At 60.5% G+C, this 15834-nt stretch carries 13 protein-coding genes; 10 read left to right on the top strand and 3 right to left on the bottom strand.

Annotated features, from left to right (window positions below; translation table 11 throughout):
* Positions 1-24 precede the first annotated feature (24 nt).
* Positions 25-1191 (bottom strand): alpha/beta hydrolase, encoded by a 1167-nt coding sequence (locus tag MHK04_RS05800; protein WP_239208664.1) that lies wholly within the window; start codon positions 1189-1191, stop codon positions 25-27.
* Complete coding sequence (locus tag MHK04_RS05805; protein ID WP_034656015.1) at positions 1188-1451, bottom strand: hypothetical protein; 264 nt, start codon at positions 1449-1451, stop codon at positions 1188-1190. The genes MHK04_RS05800 and MHK04_RS05805 overlap by 4 nt, the downstream gene beginning before the upstream one ends.
* A gap of 91 nt (positions 1452-1542) precedes the next feature.
* On the opposite strand from MHK04_RS05805, the gene MHK04_RS05810 reads away from it, so the two are divergent.
* Positions 1543-2358 carry a carbon-nitrogen hydrolase family protein gene (locus MHK04_RS05810; RefSeq protein WP_239208662.1) on the top strand — a complete coding sequence of 272 codons (816 nt, stop codon included), beginning with the start codon at positions 1543-1545 and terminating at the stop codon, positions 2356-2358.
* On the opposite strand, the gene MHK04_RS05815 is transcribed toward MHK04_RS05810, so the two are convergent.
* On the bottom strand, positions 2355-3527 hold the full coding sequence (locus MHK04_RS05815; protein ID WP_200288588.1) for an FAD-binding oxidoreductase: 1173 nt from the start codon (positions 3525-3527) through the stop codon (positions 2355-2357). The genes MHK04_RS05810 and MHK04_RS05815 overlap by 4 nt on opposite strands.
* 178 nt (positions 3528-3705) lie before the next feature.
* On the opposite strand from MHK04_RS05815, the gene MHK04_RS05820 reads away from it, so the two are divergent.
* From MHK04_RS05820 to fbaA, 9 genes are all read left to right on the top strand, one after another.
* Entirely contained in the window at positions 3706-5079 is a 1374-nt protein-coding gene (locus tag MHK04_RS05820; protein ID WP_023019999.1) for a sodium/glutamate symporter, read from the top strand.
* 291 nt (positions 5080-5370) lie between these two features.
* Positions 5371-6753: a TetR/AcrR family transcriptional regulator gene (locus tag MHK04_RS05825; RefSeq protein WP_239208660.1), complete on the top strand. Its 1383-nt coding sequence runs from the start codon at positions 5371-5373 to the stop codon at positions 6751-6753.
* A gap of 132 nt (positions 6754-6885) precedes the next feature.
* Complete coding sequence (gene clpB / locus MHK04_RS05830; protein ID WP_239208658.1) at positions 6886-9441, top strand: ATP-dependent chaperone ClpB; 2556 nt, start codon at positions 6886-6888, stop codon at positions 9439-9441.
* A 55-nt stretch (positions 9442-9496) separates the two neighbouring features.
* Entirely contained in the window at positions 9497-10354 is an 858-nt protein-coding gene (locus MHK04_RS05835) for a sulfurtransferase (RefSeq protein WP_023019996.1), read from the top strand.
* 88 nt (positions 10355-10442) lie between these two features.
* Positions 10443-11921 (top strand): TtfA family protein, encoded by a 1479-nt coding sequence (locus MHK04_RS05840; RefSeq protein WP_239208656.1) that lies wholly within the window; start codon positions 10443-10445, stop codon positions 11919-11921.
* A 69-nt stretch (positions 11922-11990) separates the two neighbouring features.
* Positions 11991-12581, top strand: coding sequence for an orotate phosphoribosyltransferase (pyrE, locus tag MHK04_RS05845; RefSeq protein ID WP_051138304.1), 591 nt, complete (start codon positions 11991-11993; stop codon positions 12579-12581).
* Positions 12568-13239 carry a TrmH family RNA methyltransferase gene (locus MHK04_RS05850; protein ID WP_411350908.1) on the top strand — a complete coding sequence of 224 codons (672 nt, stop codon included), beginning with the start codon at positions 12568-12570 and terminating at the stop codon, positions 13237-13239. The genes pyrE and MHK04_RS05850 overlap by 14 nt, the downstream gene beginning before the upstream one ends.
* A 54-nt stretch (positions 13240-13293) precedes the next feature.
* Positions 13294-14484 carry a glycoside hydrolase family 76 protein gene (locus tag MHK04_RS05855; protein ID WP_239208652.1) on the top strand — a complete coding sequence of 397 codons (1191 nt, stop codon included), beginning with the start codon at positions 13294-13296 and terminating at the stop codon, positions 14482-14484.
* Between the two features lie 143 nt (positions 14485-14627).
* The gene (gene fbaA / locus MHK04_RS05860) at positions 14628-15662 is read left to right on the top strand and encodes a class II fructose-bisphosphate aldolase (RefSeq protein WP_023019991.1); all 1035 of its coding nucleotides are present in this window, start codon (positions 14628-14630) and stop codon (positions 15660-15662) included.
* Positions 15663-15834: the final 172 nt, after the last annotated feature.

Raw genomic sequence — 15834 nt, forward strand, 5'->3', positions numbered from 1 at the left:
GGCGGTTCCACAATGTCGTGCGGCCTAGCGCGCCCGTGCCACTTGGCCTAGGCCGCGCAGGAACCGTGGGTCCTCCCAATAGGTGCCGTGGTCACCAGGGAGGCCATCTGCGCCGGGAAGGGGAGTGGCACCAAAGGCATCCGTGGTGGGATCGGGGCCATGGATGCCGCCGTGCGGCCCCGTCGCAATGGCGATGGGGTCGTGCGCGTTGGTAGCTGCCCAGATGCGGCCATGGAGTTCTGAGGAGTGGCTAGCGCCGGTTCCGGGGCTGCCGACGAGCACTACGTCATCAGCAATCTTGTCCTCCTTAGCGGCGTGCCCGGTGACTACTGAACCATAGGAATATCCCACTACGGTGCGCTTGGCCTGCGGATAACGCGCACCAAGCGCGCGCTGAAACCGGACGAGCTCCGAGCCGGCGGTGCGCGCGGGATCAGCATGAATCGCCCGAGGCAGGGAAGATGGCGCCTGGTAGCCTAACCACACCACGGCCGGCCCACCGCTGGCTTTAGCTAAGTTGCGGCCCCGGTCCACCGCGCGCTGCCAGGTTTCTGGATCGGAGGAGTGAACTCCTTCGACAAATGTGGTGAGCGATGCCGGCGTGGTCCGGAATTCGCCTGGATCCACCATGGCAACCAGCCGTCCGTCACTTGCTTCTAATACCTTCATATCTGGGTTTTTCGTGGCCAGCTGAGCCACGTGCTCGTTGGCTTGGGCTAGGTTAATCTCGTGAATGGTGTCCACAGGTAGATCGGAAAATTCTTCAAACCGCACGGGAGGAGAAACACCAGCAGGCGTACACAGGGCATCAATTTCTTGGGAACAGAGCCAATCGAGGGAATCGCCCAATGCTCGTACCTGATTTAATAGGAGCCCAGCGGCGCGGGCCGCCGCGACATTGCGCTCGTCTATCTGGCCTAGGAATGCGATGATGCGGTCTTCTAGTTCCTCACGGCGGGCCTGCAGGTTGGCGTGGCGGTCAAGGGTGGCGGCAACATGCTCCATCTGATGCAACGACGGTGCCAGCCAGTCGGTATAGCCTGCCAAGCTGGTCCGAGCGGCGTCGCCAGCAGGCCCTCCCGGCGATAGATCAAGCCAATCAGGGTGTGAATCTATAAAACGAAGATTCAGTTCAGAGCGTTCTGTGCGCAGTTGGCTAGCGCTATTTCTTAAAGCCGCAGAAAGGGTCATCGAGCAGCTCCTAGGGTTTGGCCTAGCCGGGAATCCACCCCGGCGGCGGTGCTGAGGAAGTCCGCGACAGAGCGCAATTGCTCGGCCGTGGCATCCTCAGTTGCGGACACGGCGCTGGACCAAGCAGACCGGGCTCGCCCCAGCGCGTCCGCGGTTCTGCAGGCGGTATCGAGCGCGGCCGTCGGCGATGGCAGCGGAGGCCGTGAGAGCAGGGAACGGACATAATCGGGTAAGTGCGTGGGAATTTCTACATAGTTCATGCCCTTTAGCCTGATGGACATCGCAGTTCGGCGCTATGGGCACAGAGGCAGCCTGTGGATAACTCGGTTCCGCTTCATTACTTTGGGAGGCATGAAGGTAGCAGCAGTGCAGTTAACATCCACCGGAAATATCACCGAAAACCAAGAGATAGCCCTAACTAAGATCCGTGAAGCCGCTGGAAATGGGGCGCGACTTATCGTGCTGCCAGAGGCCACGTCACAGAATTTCCGCTCCGGGCGTCTTGATGAGCAGGCGCAATCACTCGAAGGTCCGTTTGCCACGGCAATCCAAGCTCTGGCGGAAGAACTCGAGGTTACCGTCGTAGCCGGCATGTTTTGCCCCGCCGATACCGTTGAGCGCGATGGCAAGACCATCAATCGAGTTAGCAATACAGCGCTTATTGCAGGGCCTGGCGTGTTAGGTGGGTACGACAAGATTCATACCTATGACGCCTTCGATTACCGCGAATCGGATACTGTCTTGGCCGGCGAATCGCTGGTTGCCTTTGATGTTGATGACCTTGTAGTGGGCGCGGCCACCTGCTATGACATTCGCTTCCCGGAGCAGTTCAAGGAGCTAGCTAGCCAGGGCGCACAACTTATTGTGGTGCCTACCAGCTGGGCAGACGGCCCTGGCAAGCTGGAGCAGTGGCGCCTGCTTACGGCCGCGCGTGCCTTGGATTCCACCAGCTACATTGTGGCGGCCGGCCAATCGCGCCCAGGCGGTGACGCAGAAGCGGGCAATCCCTCCGGCCCGACGGGCATTGGTCATTCCACCATCGTTGATCCGAACGGGGTGCGCGTGGCCGAGGCTGGCTACGAAGATGACATCCACTATGCCGAGATCGATCCGAATGAGGTAGCGAAAACCCGTCGCACCTTGCCGGTCGTGACCCCTGCGGACTAGGCGAGTGCTGCGTAATCTTCCGGCTGCCAGCGCCCGTCGCGGCCCCAGCTAAGGACATCGATCTGCTGCTTGTTCAAGCCCTTCTTAACCAACTCTTGTTTACCTTCCGCAACCTCTTCGGCGGGGCCGACGAGCAGGAAGCGCGGGGGAGTGCCTGTGGATAACTCCACCTCGTTGACTACTACATCGGTCGGCTCTCCGGAGACCACATAATCGGCACCGGGGGCCAATTCGCGGGCGTTGAGCAACCACGGGTCCCTTTCTTCCCGCACGATGCGGCGCACTCGGACTCCTAGCGCTGCCAGATTTTGCTGGAAGTAGGTGTCATAGTGGGCACCGGGGCTGCCCGCTACGGCAAAGATGCGCGGTACGTGATTGTGGTCGCCGTCGTCCAGCGCGGCGAGCGCCGCGCAGCGGGCCGTGGCCCATCCGGTGCCGTAGGCAATGATGATTAGCTCTTCTGCGCCCGCGTTGTGGAGGCTTATTCCACCAGCGGGCTGGCCAAGGGTCCACCAATCACCGGGCTGCGCGTGCGCGAGGGACCGAGAGGCCTCACCCGCGGTGGAGACGTGGAAGACTAACTGGCCGGTTCCGTCGCTAGGCTGTGCGGGAGTAAGCATGCGCCATTGACCGGGCAAGTACTGCGTGGTCACGGGAAAGTGCTGTCCCGGTTGATAGGGCACGGCTAAGCCGGCTTCCACGCGAATAATAGAAGTATCACGGGTGGGATGGTCCACAGCCACCACTTGCGCCGAGTGCGCCGGTGCTTCGCCGGCGGCATCAGATTCTCCGGCAACCTGGGCCATCGTCGTGCATATGCGGTGGATGACATCGCGGGCGAAATCGTACTGATACTGCGTCAGTGCCAGGACTCGCAGGCCCGCTATCAGGGCGTGTTCAAAACGAGAATAAATCTCGGCCGGAAACCCATGCCGGCGGTGATCGCGGGCGAGTTGGGTGAGCTTTGCAGAGACTTCGGAAAGCAGGGGCTGTCCCGGCTCCGTACGTTCAATCACCCACGCCAGCGCGGGGACCAGAGAGGTATGGGTATCGCGCATAGACAGGGCGAATATTTGCCGGGATTCGGGCACCGCGTTAAAGAAATGCTCGTGCACCGCATCGCGGTACTCGTTTGCGTAATTTCGAAAATGCTCGCCCAATTCCCACATGTCTCATCATCCTAATAGTCGGTGCCGCACCGGAGGTCGAGCTACATACTGAAAGCTGTAGTGGGGGTGAAAACGGGAGCCTATGTTGTGGATCACTTAGTGGAAGGTATTGTATTCCCTATCCGTCTGCCCTCTAACGGGGCAAGCCGCCATAATTGCACAGCTAGAAAGGGTCTCCATGGAAGATTTTTCCGCTTATACGCTCATGCTGGATGTGGGCTGGATTTCTTTGCTCATGGTCATCGGCAATGTCCTGCGTCACCAAGTGAAGTTCATCTTCCAGGACCTGTTGCTACCTGCCCCGATTACCGCCGGCCTCATCGGCTTGCTGGTTGGTCCAAACGTGCTGGGTTGGATTAACTTCTCCGATAACTTGGGTGACTACACCTCCATCCTCATCGCGGTGGTCTTTGCGTCTATGGCCTACTCCATGGAAGTAGGCGGAAATATGGGCAAGGGTGCGCGCAATATGTGGGGCTACTCCACCATGATGTTTACCGGCCAGTGGGGCCTGTTCATCGTGCTGGGTCTTTTCCTCTTTGCGCCGCTATTTGATACCCCAAATTGGTTCGGCATGATGCTGCCCGTTGGCTTTACCGGCGGCTTTGGTACCGCCGCGGCCGTGGGTGGCGCGCTCGAAGGTGTAGGCGCTGATGCGGCATCCTCGCTGGGCTTTACCTCGGCGACCGTCGGCACGCTGGCCGCAATCATTGGCGGCGTTATCGCCGGCAACTGGGGCATCCGCAAGGGCAAGGTTTCCCACGTGCCCAAGGAGCTGCCGGAAGAGCTGCGCCGCGGCTACATCAAAAACATTGATGATCGTCCGTCGCTCGGCCGCGCTACCACCAATCCCTCGTCCATCGAGCCGCTCGCACTGCACTTCGGCTTCATCATCTTGACCGTGATGACTGCCTACGGCATCAACCAGGGTTTGAGCAGCATCTGGGAGAATGTCTCCGTGCCGCTCTTTGCCATGTCCATGGTGGTGGGACTATTCTTCCGCGCGCTTATGAACTTCGTGGGCGCCGAGGACTACCTAGATAAGGACTCCATTTCCTCCATCTCCGGAGCAGCCACGGACTACCTCATTGCCTTCGGCGTGGCCGCCATCGTTCCGGCCGCCATTGCTTCCTACTGGCAGGCGCTTCTTCTCCTCTTTATCCTCGGCACCATCTTCTGTGTGTTCTTCTTGCTGTGGTTCCCGGCCGAGTTCTTTGGTGAGCGCTGGATTGAGCGCGGCATCTTTGGCTGGGGTTGGGCCACCGCCACCGTGGCGACCGGCATTGCCATCCTGAAGATCGTGGATCCCAAGCTCAAGTCCGGCACCCTGTCTGAATATGGCATGGCCTATATCGGCTTCGGACCCTTTGAAATCTCGTGGACCATCATCGCGCCAATGGCCGTCATGTACGGGTTTACCGGCATTTTCGGCGCCATTTCCTTGGCGATTTCCATCGGCGTCTATATCGCCTTTAAATCCATGCGTCTTATGCCACCGCGCGGCACCATCTTCCAAGAGGGTATTGGCCATGTAGGACAAAGGCAGGAATAGCCGCGCTTGCCGACGTCCCCCCTCCCGCATCGCTACCTTAAAAAACTATGAGATTGGGCGCACCAAAACTTAGAAAATGGTTCCCAGTGCGAGGCGGGTGGACGCGGCTGCGGTCGCGACCATGGACTATCGGCCCCGCTACCACCGTCAACATCGGTGAGGGTAAAAATACTTGAAAAGTGCAATCGATTGGGACTATCCCTAAACCTTAAAATTTGTTAGAATCAGCTGGTGTCAATCTCTGGCGTGATGAGGAAATAGATGTACCAGTTGGATGGGGCTTCCAGGCGGGTGATTATCCTGGAAGCCGCTGTTTATGTAGCGGGTTGCGAAGGCGAGCAGGCCGTTACCGTGGAATCTGTGGCAGACCAGGCTGGCCTCTCGCCGGAGGCGGTTTCTGAGGAATTTAGCAGCGGTGCTGCCATGCTTGCGGAAATCCCAGATTTTTTGGATTGCCGCATGTCTGAATACATGGTGGAGGCTGCACGTCACCTGCCAGAGGGTAACTCTGGCGGCGATGTCCTCATGCAGTTGGCGGAGGCCTACTTTGCCTACGCGCAAGACGAGCCCGACATCTACCACTACCTTTTCGAACGGTACGATGCCATGGATGAGGAGCGGGTCTGCCAATTTGCCAAGGGGGAAAAGTCGGGCACGCCGGGTGCGGACATGGCGCTGAACGTCGTCAAGCGCTTTGCCGAAGAGCAGGGTGCCGTCGTAGCGGCAGACGGAGATATCTCGCCCCTGGAAATCGGCCGCATTACTTTGGCCCTCTGGTCGCTCATCCATGGCATGGGCCACCTGAGTGTGGTGGGCATCTTGCGCCTGCAGCATGCCGTTATTCGCGCCGCTAACCTGAAGCAGGTGGATCGCCTCGTGGTTGATGCCCTGCAATATTGGTTTAAAAATAAGCAGATCCCGCAGCGCCGCCCCATTATGAACGATGCCCGCGGCATTGTAGAAAAGGTCATGGGCAGCGAACGTGAAAAGCCCTTCATGGCCCCGGATAACCTCGAGCAAATGGACCCGGAGGAAGCCAAGAAGGTCATTATTGAGGCCGCGCTGCGCGTTGCTGGTCGCAACGGCGTCGACCGTCGCTTCTTTGACCACGTGGCCGAAAAGCTTGGTACCTCCAAAGACTTCCTGACCACCATTGTGGACAATGACTTCGCGCTGCGTGAGGTGGCAGAAACTCTCACCACCACAGAGATGGCGGAGATCTTTGAGGCCTGCCTCGCCGAGCTTCCGGATGACACCCCCACGGTAGACCGCCTGCAGATTGTTGCGGCCGCCTACTTTAACTACGCGATGATGTACCCAGAGCGTTTCAGCTCCATTATTGCGCTGGCCAGCGGTTCTGTAGTTCCGCACAATGGTGATGGTAGCTCGCATGAGGGCATGACCAAGAACTTCGCCATCATGATGGATCTGCTCCGCAAGTTTGTCATCGAGATGGGAATTACTCCCACCGACCAGCTGGTTTATATCAGCACTTTGGCCGTGTGGGCAGGGGCCAATGGCATTGCCCATCTGTGTAGCATCGGCGATTTCAAGAGCTTTAATGAAGATCTCAAGTGGGCGCTTTTTATCCAGGTGGTAACCGTGTCCTTCTTTGCCATCGCCCATGGCTTGCAGATTCTTGGCCATGAAAACGAGGAGTTCAAGCAGGTTTAATCACCCTGTGCAAAGTTGAGCGACCTACGCTCAAAAATATTTAGGTTGAGTGGAATAGGCTCAACTCTGGGTGCGTTGTACTAAGTGAAGCCCTACAGTGGGTGAATAAATCTTAGAAGGAGCAACGCACACATGAACTCATTTAACCCCACCACTAAAACACAAGAGGCCTTGCAGGACGCCCTGCAAACCGCCTCTTCTAATGGAAACCCGGATATCCGCCCGGCTCACCTGCTGGCGGCAATTCTCAGCCAGGACGGCGGAATCGCCGCTCCGGTTCTTAAGGCCACCGGCGTAGATCCGGATACTGTGCTCAAGGAAGCCCGCGAGCTTGTTGATTCTTATCCCAAGGCCGAGGGTGCCAATATGGCCAACCCGCAATTTAACCGCGACGGCCTCAACGTCCTAACGCAGTCGCAGGAACTGGCCGGTGAGCTTGGTGATGAATTCGTTTCCACCGAGGTTCTGCTGGCTGCCATCGCCGCCTCCAAGACCGATGCCGCCGAGCTGCTTACTGGCCGCGGTGCTACTTATGACGCCATCAAGGGCGCTTTCCCTTCCGTGCGCGGTGCTGCCAAGGTAACCTCCGAGAATCCGGAGGACCAATTCCAGGCCTTGGAAAAGTACGCCACTGACCTCACTGCTCGCGCCCGCGAAGGCAAGATCGACCCGGTCATCGGCCGTGATCAGGAAATTCGCCGCGTGGTCCAGGTGCTCAGCCGGCGCACGAAGAATAACCCGGTACTCATTGGCGAGCCCGGCGTGGGCAAGACCGCCATCGTGGAAGGCTTGGCCCGCCGCATCGTGGCTGGCGATGTCCCCGAGTCTCTCAAGGGCAAGACCCTCATCAGCCTGGACTTGGGTTCCATGGTCGCTGGCGCTAAGTACCGCGGTGAATTCGAGGAGCGCTTAAAGGCCGTGCTCGATGAGATTAAGTCCTCTGAGGGCGAGATCATCACCTTCATCGACGAGCTGCACACCATCGTCGGCGCCGGTGCTACCGGTGACGGCTCTATGGACGCCGGCAATATGATCAAACCCATGCTGGCCCGTGGCGAGCTGCGCCTCGTAGGCGCCACTACCTTGGACGAGTACCGCAAGTACATCGAAAAGGACGCCGCTCTGGAGCGCCGCTTCCAGCAGGTCTATGCTGCCGAGCCCTCCGTGGAGGACACCATCGGTATTCTGCGTGGCCTGAAGGAGCGCTACGAGGTGCATCACGGCGTGCGCATTATGGACTCCGCGTTGGTTTCGGCCGCCGAGCTGTCCAATCGCTACATCACCAACCGCTTCCTGCCGGATAAGGCCATTGACCTTGTCGACGAAGCAGGTTCCCGCCTGCGCATGGAGATCGATTCCTCCCCGCAGGAAATCGACGAGCTCGAGCGCATCGTCCGCCGCATGGAGATTGAAGAGCTCGCGCTGAAGAAGGAATCGGACGCTGCTTCTCAAGACCGCCTGGCCACCCTGCAAGGTGAGCTTGCGGACCAGCGCGAGAAGCTCGGCGAGCTCAAGGCCCGCTGGGCTAATGAGAAGAAGGCCATCGATGATGTGCAAAACATCAAGGAAGAACTCGATGACCTGCGCCGACAAGCAGAAATCGCCGAGCGTGATGGCGACCTCGCACTCGCCTCTGAGATTAACTACGGCAAGATTCCGCCGCTGGAAAAGGATCTTGCGGCCGCCGAAGTTAAGGCCACCGAGCAGCGCAATACCATGCTCGATGAGGAAGTAAGCCCAGACACCATCGCTGAGGTCGTCTCCGCTTGGACCGGCATTCCGGCCGGCAAGATGCTGCAGGGCGAGACAGAAAAGCTGCTCAATATGGAATCCGTGCTGGGCAAGCGCGTGGTGGGCCAGAAGGAAGCCGTTACCGCGGTATCGGATGCTGTGCGCCGTTCCCGTGCGGGAGTGGCCGATCCGAACCGCCCCACCGGTTCTTTCCTCTTCCTCGGTCCTACCGGCGTGGGCAAGACCGAGCTTGCGAAGGCCCTGGCGGACTTCCTCTTCGACGATGAATCCGCGATGGTTCGCATCGATATGTCCGAGTACGGGGAGAAGCACTCCGTTTCCCGCCTCGTTGGTGCTCCTCCGGGATACGTCGGCCACGAGGCCGGCGGACAGCTCACCGAGGCCGTGCGCCGTCGCCCCTACACGCTCGTGCTTTTCGACGAGGTAGAAAAGGCCCACCCCGATGTCTTCGACGTCCTCCTACAGGTCTTGGATGAGGGACGGCTTACCGACGGCCAGGGACGCACCGTCGACTTCCGCAATACCGTCATCATCTTGACCTCCAACTTGGGCGCCGGCGGCACCCGGGAGGAAACCATGGATGCGGTGAAGAAGGCCTTCAAGCCTGAATTCATCAACCGTCTCGATGACGTGGTTATGTTTGAGCCCCTTTCTGAGGAGCTCTTACGCGGCATTGTCGATATCCAGCTGCGTGGCTTGGCCGAGCGCCTCGACGCCCGCCGCCTGACCTTGCAAGTCTCGGATTCTGCCAAGTCCTGGCTGGCCGAGCGCGGCTACGACCCAGCCTATGGTGCCCGCCCGCTGCGCCGTACCATCCAGCAGGCCATTGGTGACAAGCTCGCCAAGAAGCTGTTGGCCGGCGATATCGTCGATGGCGACACTGTCCACGTGGACGTCGCAGATGGCGGTGCCGAGCTAGACATCGCCGCCCGCTAGTCGGCCGCGTACCGCCCGCCGCGCCAAATCCTGCTCATGCCCCTAGACTCGGGGCATGAGCATTTTGGTCTCCCCACAAGAACTCCGCGAATCCATTTATCACGGCGAACGATTTACCCTCTTGGCCACCCACTGGCAGCCACAGCTGCGTCAGAGCTATAACCAGTTCACTTCCTTGCATATTCCTACGGCACTGTTTAGCGATACCGCTAATTCCTTCGCCGGTCTCCCCGGTTCACAGGTAGGCCGCAACCCGCTGCCGGATCCGGATAAGCTGCAGGAGCACTTCCGCCAGTGGGGAATCCGTGAGGACCGCCCCGTCGTGGTCTACGACGAGGGGCGCGGCCTATTCGCCGGCCGCGCGTGGTGGACCTTGCGCTGGGCCGGCTTGGACAACGTCCGCATCCTCGACGGCGGCTTGGCCAATTGGCGCCACCTGGGCTATACGACGCTGACCGGCCCCGGCAACTTCGCCGTGGGCGCCAGCGCCACGGTAAACCCCGGCCAGATGCCGGTGGCCACCATCGATGACGTGCGCAGTCACGATGGCCTGCTCATCGATACCCGCACCCGCAACCGCTTTGCCGGCCGCCGCGAAAACCTCGACCTTAAGGCCGGTCATATCCCCGGCGCCGTCAATGTGCCGGAGCGCCTCTTCCACAACGACGGCCTGCGCACCTGGAAGTCTGCGGGTGAAATCCGCGAAGTTCTTTTCGACGCCGGACTAACCCCCGACAATGTCCAAGGCGCCATCATCTACTCCGGCTCTGGCAACCACTCCGCCCTCGCCCTCGCCGCCATGCACGACGCCGGCTTCACCGGCCTGCGCCACTATGTCGGCGGCTGGTCGCAGTGGTCCGCTAACCCTAAGAACCCTGTCGAGCGCGGCGACCGCCTTACCGTCAACGGCTAATCGCCCACGCTCACCCCTCGCCCTCAGCCTCCCGCCTCCGCGCGCCGAGCGCTGAGGGCTTGTTTGTTCCTACTACTATCGTGGGGTGATGGCTTTTCTAATCCTTGCTTTGGCGCTACTTCTCGGCATTGTCGGCGGTGCCTTGCTGCTTTACGACGGCAAACAGCGCACCTCCGCCCCTACACTCTCCGCCGACACGGACCCGACGCCCGCTGACGCCACGCCTGCAGACACCGCGCCCGCGGACACCGCTCCTGCAGACACCACTCCCGCAGACGCCGCGCCTGTCGACGCCGCTTCCCCCGAGCCTGAGCCCAAGACCGAGTCCACCGAGTCCGCCGAGCCTGCTTCTTCCGATACCGCTCCCGTTGACTCGACCTCTAGCGATGCCCCCGCTGTCGACCCAGCCCACCTAGCGTCTTCGCCAGCTGCCCCAGCTCCCGAGTCCCATGCCGAAGCCGCACCAGAGTCCGCACCGGAGTCTGAAACCCAGCAAGACCCTGAGCCAACCCCTGAGCGCGGACCAGACCAGGAGCCGAGCAACGAGCCGAAGCACGAGCGAAGCCACAATCCGAGCCAGGAGACCGCGAGCGAGAACCGCGCGCCCTCCAAGCCGCACACCCGCCATCGGCCGATTCTGCCGGGAACGTTGCGTCGCGAGCGCCGCAGTTGGGCAGAAGCAAAAGGCTTCGAATTTATGAAGTCCGATCCTTACCTCGTAGATGAATGGACGAGGGGAGTGGCCTCTACCGGTGCGGCGCCAAAAGACATTGTCGCGGGAAACGTGTATGGCCACGAGATGCTGTTGATGGATATTGATGGCGTCAACGTCATGGCGATGCGCACCGGAGCGGCCTCAGACATGGTGGTGGACTTCCGTCGCTTCGACCGCGAAGACACGAAGGCCTCCGAGGATCTGCATTTAGCCATGACTCTTGAGGGGTTTGATGTGTATTCCTCGGATAGTGCTGTTACCGAGCGCATGGTAGACGAGCGTGTTCACGTCGCCCTGCAGCAAATGCCCGAAGCGGTCACCGCACTGTGGATGGAAACTGAGTGGGTGCTAGCACAGACTACGAAGCAGGCGCGCTCCGCGGAATGGGAAGCGATGCTACCGCCGCTTGCGTTATTGGCAGACGCCGCCCGTGTCTTGCCACCGCGCTCCTCGGCCACTCACGTGGTGCGACTAGAGGAATTGGATCCAGCTCGCGAGATTCCCGCCCAGCCCATCGCGGAAGCTGTCGGCGGTGCGCCGGCTGCCGGTGCGCCCGTGTTTGAGCGTCCCGTCATCCAGCGGCCGGAAGAGCCTTTGCACATGCCGTCCCGGGCGTACTCCGAAACCCGCGGCCCGGTCGAACACAGCGCGCTAGGCGGCGACGAAGTAGACGCTATTGCCGACGGCCGCGAGCGCCCCACCCCCGATTCTCATACCGCCCGCCTGCCGCGCCAGCAGTTCCGCGCTGCCTCCATCTTCGACGGCCCCTCCGAAGATTCCACTAGTGGGCCCGCCCCCGGCGCGGCCGATTCCCGTGCAGCCGAGGAATCGGACCCGCGCCGGGAAGAGTAGCCTAGAGACCGATACTGGCGGCCTGCCACCACGCGCGAACCGCCGCGCACGAACCACGACAAGGAGCAGATGACTGTGGATTCTCACAACACCAATGCGCACACCGCGAATGCCCAGAACCTGGATGCCGAGAAGAAAGCCCGCCTTGCCGAGCTAGTCAAGGAACTGGCCGTAGTCCACGGCAAGGTGACCCTGTCCTCGGGCAAGGAAGCTAACTACTACGTGGATCTGCGCCGCGCTACCTTGCACCACGAGGCCTCCCGCCTCATCGGTGCGCTGCTTCGCGAGTTGACCGCCGATTGGGATTTCGCGGCCGTCGGTGGCCTAACGCTCGGCGCTGACCCTGTTGCTACTTCCATCATGCATGCCGACGGCCGCGATATCGACGCCTTCGTCGTGCGCAAAGAAGCCAAGAAGCACGGCATGCAGCGCCGCATCGAGGGCACGGACGTGGAAGGAAAGAAGGTCCTTGTCGTAGAAGACACCACGACCACCGGTAACTCCCCGCTGACCGCCGTGGCTGCGCTGCGCGAGGCTGGCGCCGAGGTCGTTGGCGTGGCGACCGTCGTGGACCGCGAGACTGGTGCCGGCGACGTCATCGCCGCAGAAGGCCTTGAATACCGCTCCCTGTTGGGCCTGGGCGATCTTGACCTTGCCTAACGCAGACGAGGCCAAGGGCCCGACCGAGTGGAACGAGGGCCGCCATGGCGTAGGACCGTGGGAAGGTCCGCTGCCGCAAGGGCCAGAGGCTGAGAAATACGACCCAGAGCTGCTCGCTGAAGGCGACCGTCGCAACGTCGTCGATGCCTACCGCTACTGGAGCAGGGAAGCGATCAAAAGGGACATCGATAAGCGCCGGCATAGCCTGCACATCGCTATCGAGAACTTTGAAAACGATGCCAATATTGGCACCGTCGTGCGTACCGCCAACGCCTTCGCCGTCGATACAGTGCACATCGTCGGCCGCCGGCGGTGGAATCGGCGTGGGGCAATGGTGACGGATAGGTACCAGCACTTGATGCACCATGAGAGCGTCGAGAAGCTTATTGCGTGGGCGGCCGAGGAGGGGCTGACCGTCGTCGCCATCGACAACACCCCCGGTTGCGTGCCCCTGGAAACGGCCGAGCTGCCCGAGCACAGCCTTCTACTTTTCGGCCAGGAAGGTCCCGGCGTGACACAAGCGGCCCAGGACGCCGCCGTGATGACCTGCTCCATCGCCCAGTTCGGCTCCACCCGTTCCATCAACGCAGGCGTCGCGGCCGGAATCGCCATGCACACCTGGATTCGCCAGCACGCTGATCTAGCCGATTCTTGGTAGGAAGATCGTTACACTAGCTATATCTACCCGCGTAACTGGAGTGATAGAGGAATCGTGGAAGAAAAATGGGCCCACCGCGCCGAACTCGCAGAAGCCGCCATCAATGAGCGCCACGCGCACCCTGTGTGGGGCCTGCCGCGCACCAATCTTGCGGTGGTGAGCTGGCCGCCTACCACGAAAGAAAAACTCTTCATCCATTGGCACTATTGGTGGCAGGCCCATTATTTGGATTGCCTCATTGACGCGGCGCTGCGCAATAACACCAAGGTGCGCCGACAGCGCATCTTCGACACCATGCGGGGTATTCGTATCCGCAACCTGACGCAGCTGACGAAGAATAAATACTACGATGACAAGGGGTGGCTCGCCTTGGCCTTCGGCCGCGTGGAGGAGCTAAAGAAGGCGAAGACGCCGAAGCGTTTGGCGGAGCTGCAGCGCAATATCCACGAAGGCCTCGATGAATCGCTCGGCGTGCTGCCGTGGCGCCTCGGCGAGAATTTCATGAACGTGCCCTCCAATGGCCCGGGCGCCATCATGTTGGCGCGGATGGGGCGCATTGAGGAAGCGCGGCGCATCATTGACTGGATCTACGATCACCTGCTTGACGACGACGGCTACATCATGGACGGCGTCCGCATGCGCATGGACGGCCCTGAGGTGGTAAAAAACATCCACCCCTACTGCCAAGGCGTGGTCCTAGGTGCGTGCTTGGAAATTGTGCTGGCGCTGCGGGAAAAGGCCGGTATCGGTGATTTGGAGCAAATCGACAGCGTACACGAGGCCGAGCTGGCTTCCGAGATGATGGACTACATAATCCGCATCCGCGGCCTAGTGCAGACCGTGGCTTCGGGTATGGCTACCCCCTCGGGCGTGGTGGACTGGGAGACCGGCGATGGTGACGGTGGCCTGTTTAAGGGCATTTTGATGCGCTACCTTGCCGACGTCGCCGTACGCCTGCCCGGCGATTCTCCCGCCAACCGTGCGACGAAGAAGCTGGCCGCGCGCATGGTGATGGCCTCGGCCGAGTCGGTGTGGGAGCACCGCTTAGAGGTTGATGGTCTGCCGATCTTCGGCTCTGATTGGTTGTCCGATGCGCGCCTGCCGCATAACTACGGCTTCGGCCGGCGCACCATGAGTGAGAAGGTAGGCATCATCCGCGTGGACGAGCGCGATTTGTCCGTGCAACTTTCCGGATGGATGCTGATGGAGGCCTGCGCTCGCGTGACGCGGCATCTATCTAAATAGTCCGCAGGGGCGGGCCAGTTGTGCGGCGCGCATAGATGGGTTGAAAATGTCACAGAGTTTTTGCGGCAGAAATTCCGTGAAACGGGCATACTTGGGTGCTGGAACGTGTTTGACCACAAACCCACTTTTAAGGATGGAAATTCATGCCAATTGCAACCCCTGAGGTCTATAACGAGATGCTGGATACCGCGAAGAAGAATGGCTTCGCGTTCCCCGCTATCAACTGCACCTCTTCTGAGACCATTAACGCAGCTCTGAAGGGCTTTGCGGAGGCCGAGTCCGACGGCATCATCCAGTTCTCTACCGGCGGTGCAGCCTTCGGTTCCGGCCTGGCACTGAAGGACAAGGTCAAGGGTGCTCAGGCATTGGCCGCATTCGCTCATGAGGCCGCGAAGCACTACGGCGTCAATATCGCGCTGCACACCGACCACTGCCAGAAGGAGGTACTCGATGAGTACGTCCGCCCGTTGCTGGCTATCTCTCAGGAGCGCGTCGACCGCGGCGAGAACCCGCTGTTCCAGTCCCACATGTGGGACGGCTCCGCTATTCCAATCGATGAGAACCTGGTCATCGCACAGGAGCTGCTGGAAAAGGCTAAGAACGCGCACGTCATCCTCGAGGCTGAGATCGGCGTCGTCGGCGGCGAAGAGGACGGCGTTCAGGCTAAGGCAGGCGCTAACCTGTACACCTCCCCGGAGGACTTTGAAAAGACCATCGATGCCCTGGGCACCGGTGAGAAGGGCCGCTACATGCTGGCCGCTACCTTCGGCAACGTTCACGGCGTCTACAAGCCAGGCAACGTGAAGCTGCGCCCAGAGGTCCTGCTTGAGGGCCAGAAGGTTGCACAGAAGAAGCTCGGCCTGGGTGAGGACGAGTACGCCTTCGACTTCGTATTCCACGGTGGCTCCGGCTCCGAGAAGGAAAAGATTGAAGAGGCACTTCGCTACGGCGTCATCAAGATGAACGTGGATACCGATACCCAGTATGCCTTTACCAACCCGGTTGCTCGCCACATGATGGAAAACTACGATGGCGTCTTCAAGATTGACGGCGAGGTTGGCAACAAGAAGGTTTATGACCCACGCTCCTACCTGAAGAAGGCAGAGCAGGGCATGTCCGAGCGCGTCATCGAGTCTTGCCAGGACCTGCACTCTGTGGGCAAGTCCCTCTCCAAGTAAAGTTTCTAAGCTGCGGCAGCCCCTTAAGTAGGCACGCCGAACTGGCCGCTTCCCCCGCGTGGGAGGCGGCTTTTTCATGTCTTCGGCCAGGGTCGGGATTTCGCGGGCGGCGCTGGCGGGCGCCGTTGGTAGGAGCCGCTGGCGGGCGGCGCTGGCGGGTGGTGGGGCCGGG

Origin of the sequence: Corynebacterium nasorum, assembly GCF_022345765.1 — a bacterium.
In the GTDB taxonomy this organism is placed as follows: Bacteria; Actinomycetota; Actinomycetes; order Mycobacteriales; family Mycobacteriaceae; genus Corynebacterium; species Corynebacterium kefirresidentii.

Coding starts and splice junctions, on each gene's coding strand:
- clpB (WP_239208658.1), top strand. CDS start 6,886: ATGAACTCATTTAACCCCACCACTAAAACACAAGAGGCCTTGCAGGAC.
- MHK04_RS05800 (WP_239208664.1), bottom strand. CDS start 1,191: ATGACCCTTTCTGCGGCTTTAAGAAATAGCGCTAGCCAACTGCGCACA.
- fbaA (WP_023019991.1), top strand. CDS start 14,628: ATGCCAATTGCAACCCCTGAGGTCTATAACGAGATGCTGGATACCGCG.
- MHK04_RS05820 (WP_023019999.1), top strand. CDS start 3,706: ATGGAAGATTTTTCCGCTTATACGCTCATGCTGGATGTGGGCTGGATT.
- MHK04_RS05805 (WP_034656015.1), bottom strand. CDS start 1,451: ATGAACTATGTAGAAATTCCCACGCACTTACCCGATTATGTCCGTTCC.
- pyrE (WP_051138304.1), top strand. CDS start 11,991: ATGACTGTGGATTCTCACAACACCAATGCGCACACCGCGAATGCCCAG.
- MHK04_RS05840 (WP_239208656.1), top strand. CDS start 10,443: ATGGCTTTTCTAATCCTTGCTTTGGCGCTACTTCTCGGCATTGTCGGC.
- MHK04_RS05810 (WP_239208662.1), top strand. CDS start 1,543: ATGAAGGTAGCAGCAGTGCAGTTAACATCCACCGGAAATATCACCGAA.
- MHK04_RS05835 (WP_023019996.1), top strand. CDS start 9,497: ATGAGCATTTTGGTCTCCCCACAAGAACTCCGCGAATCCATTTATCAC.
- MHK04_RS05815 (WP_200288588.1), bottom strand. CDS start 3,527: ATGTGGGAATTGGGCGAGCATTTTCGAAATTACGCAAACGAGTACCGC.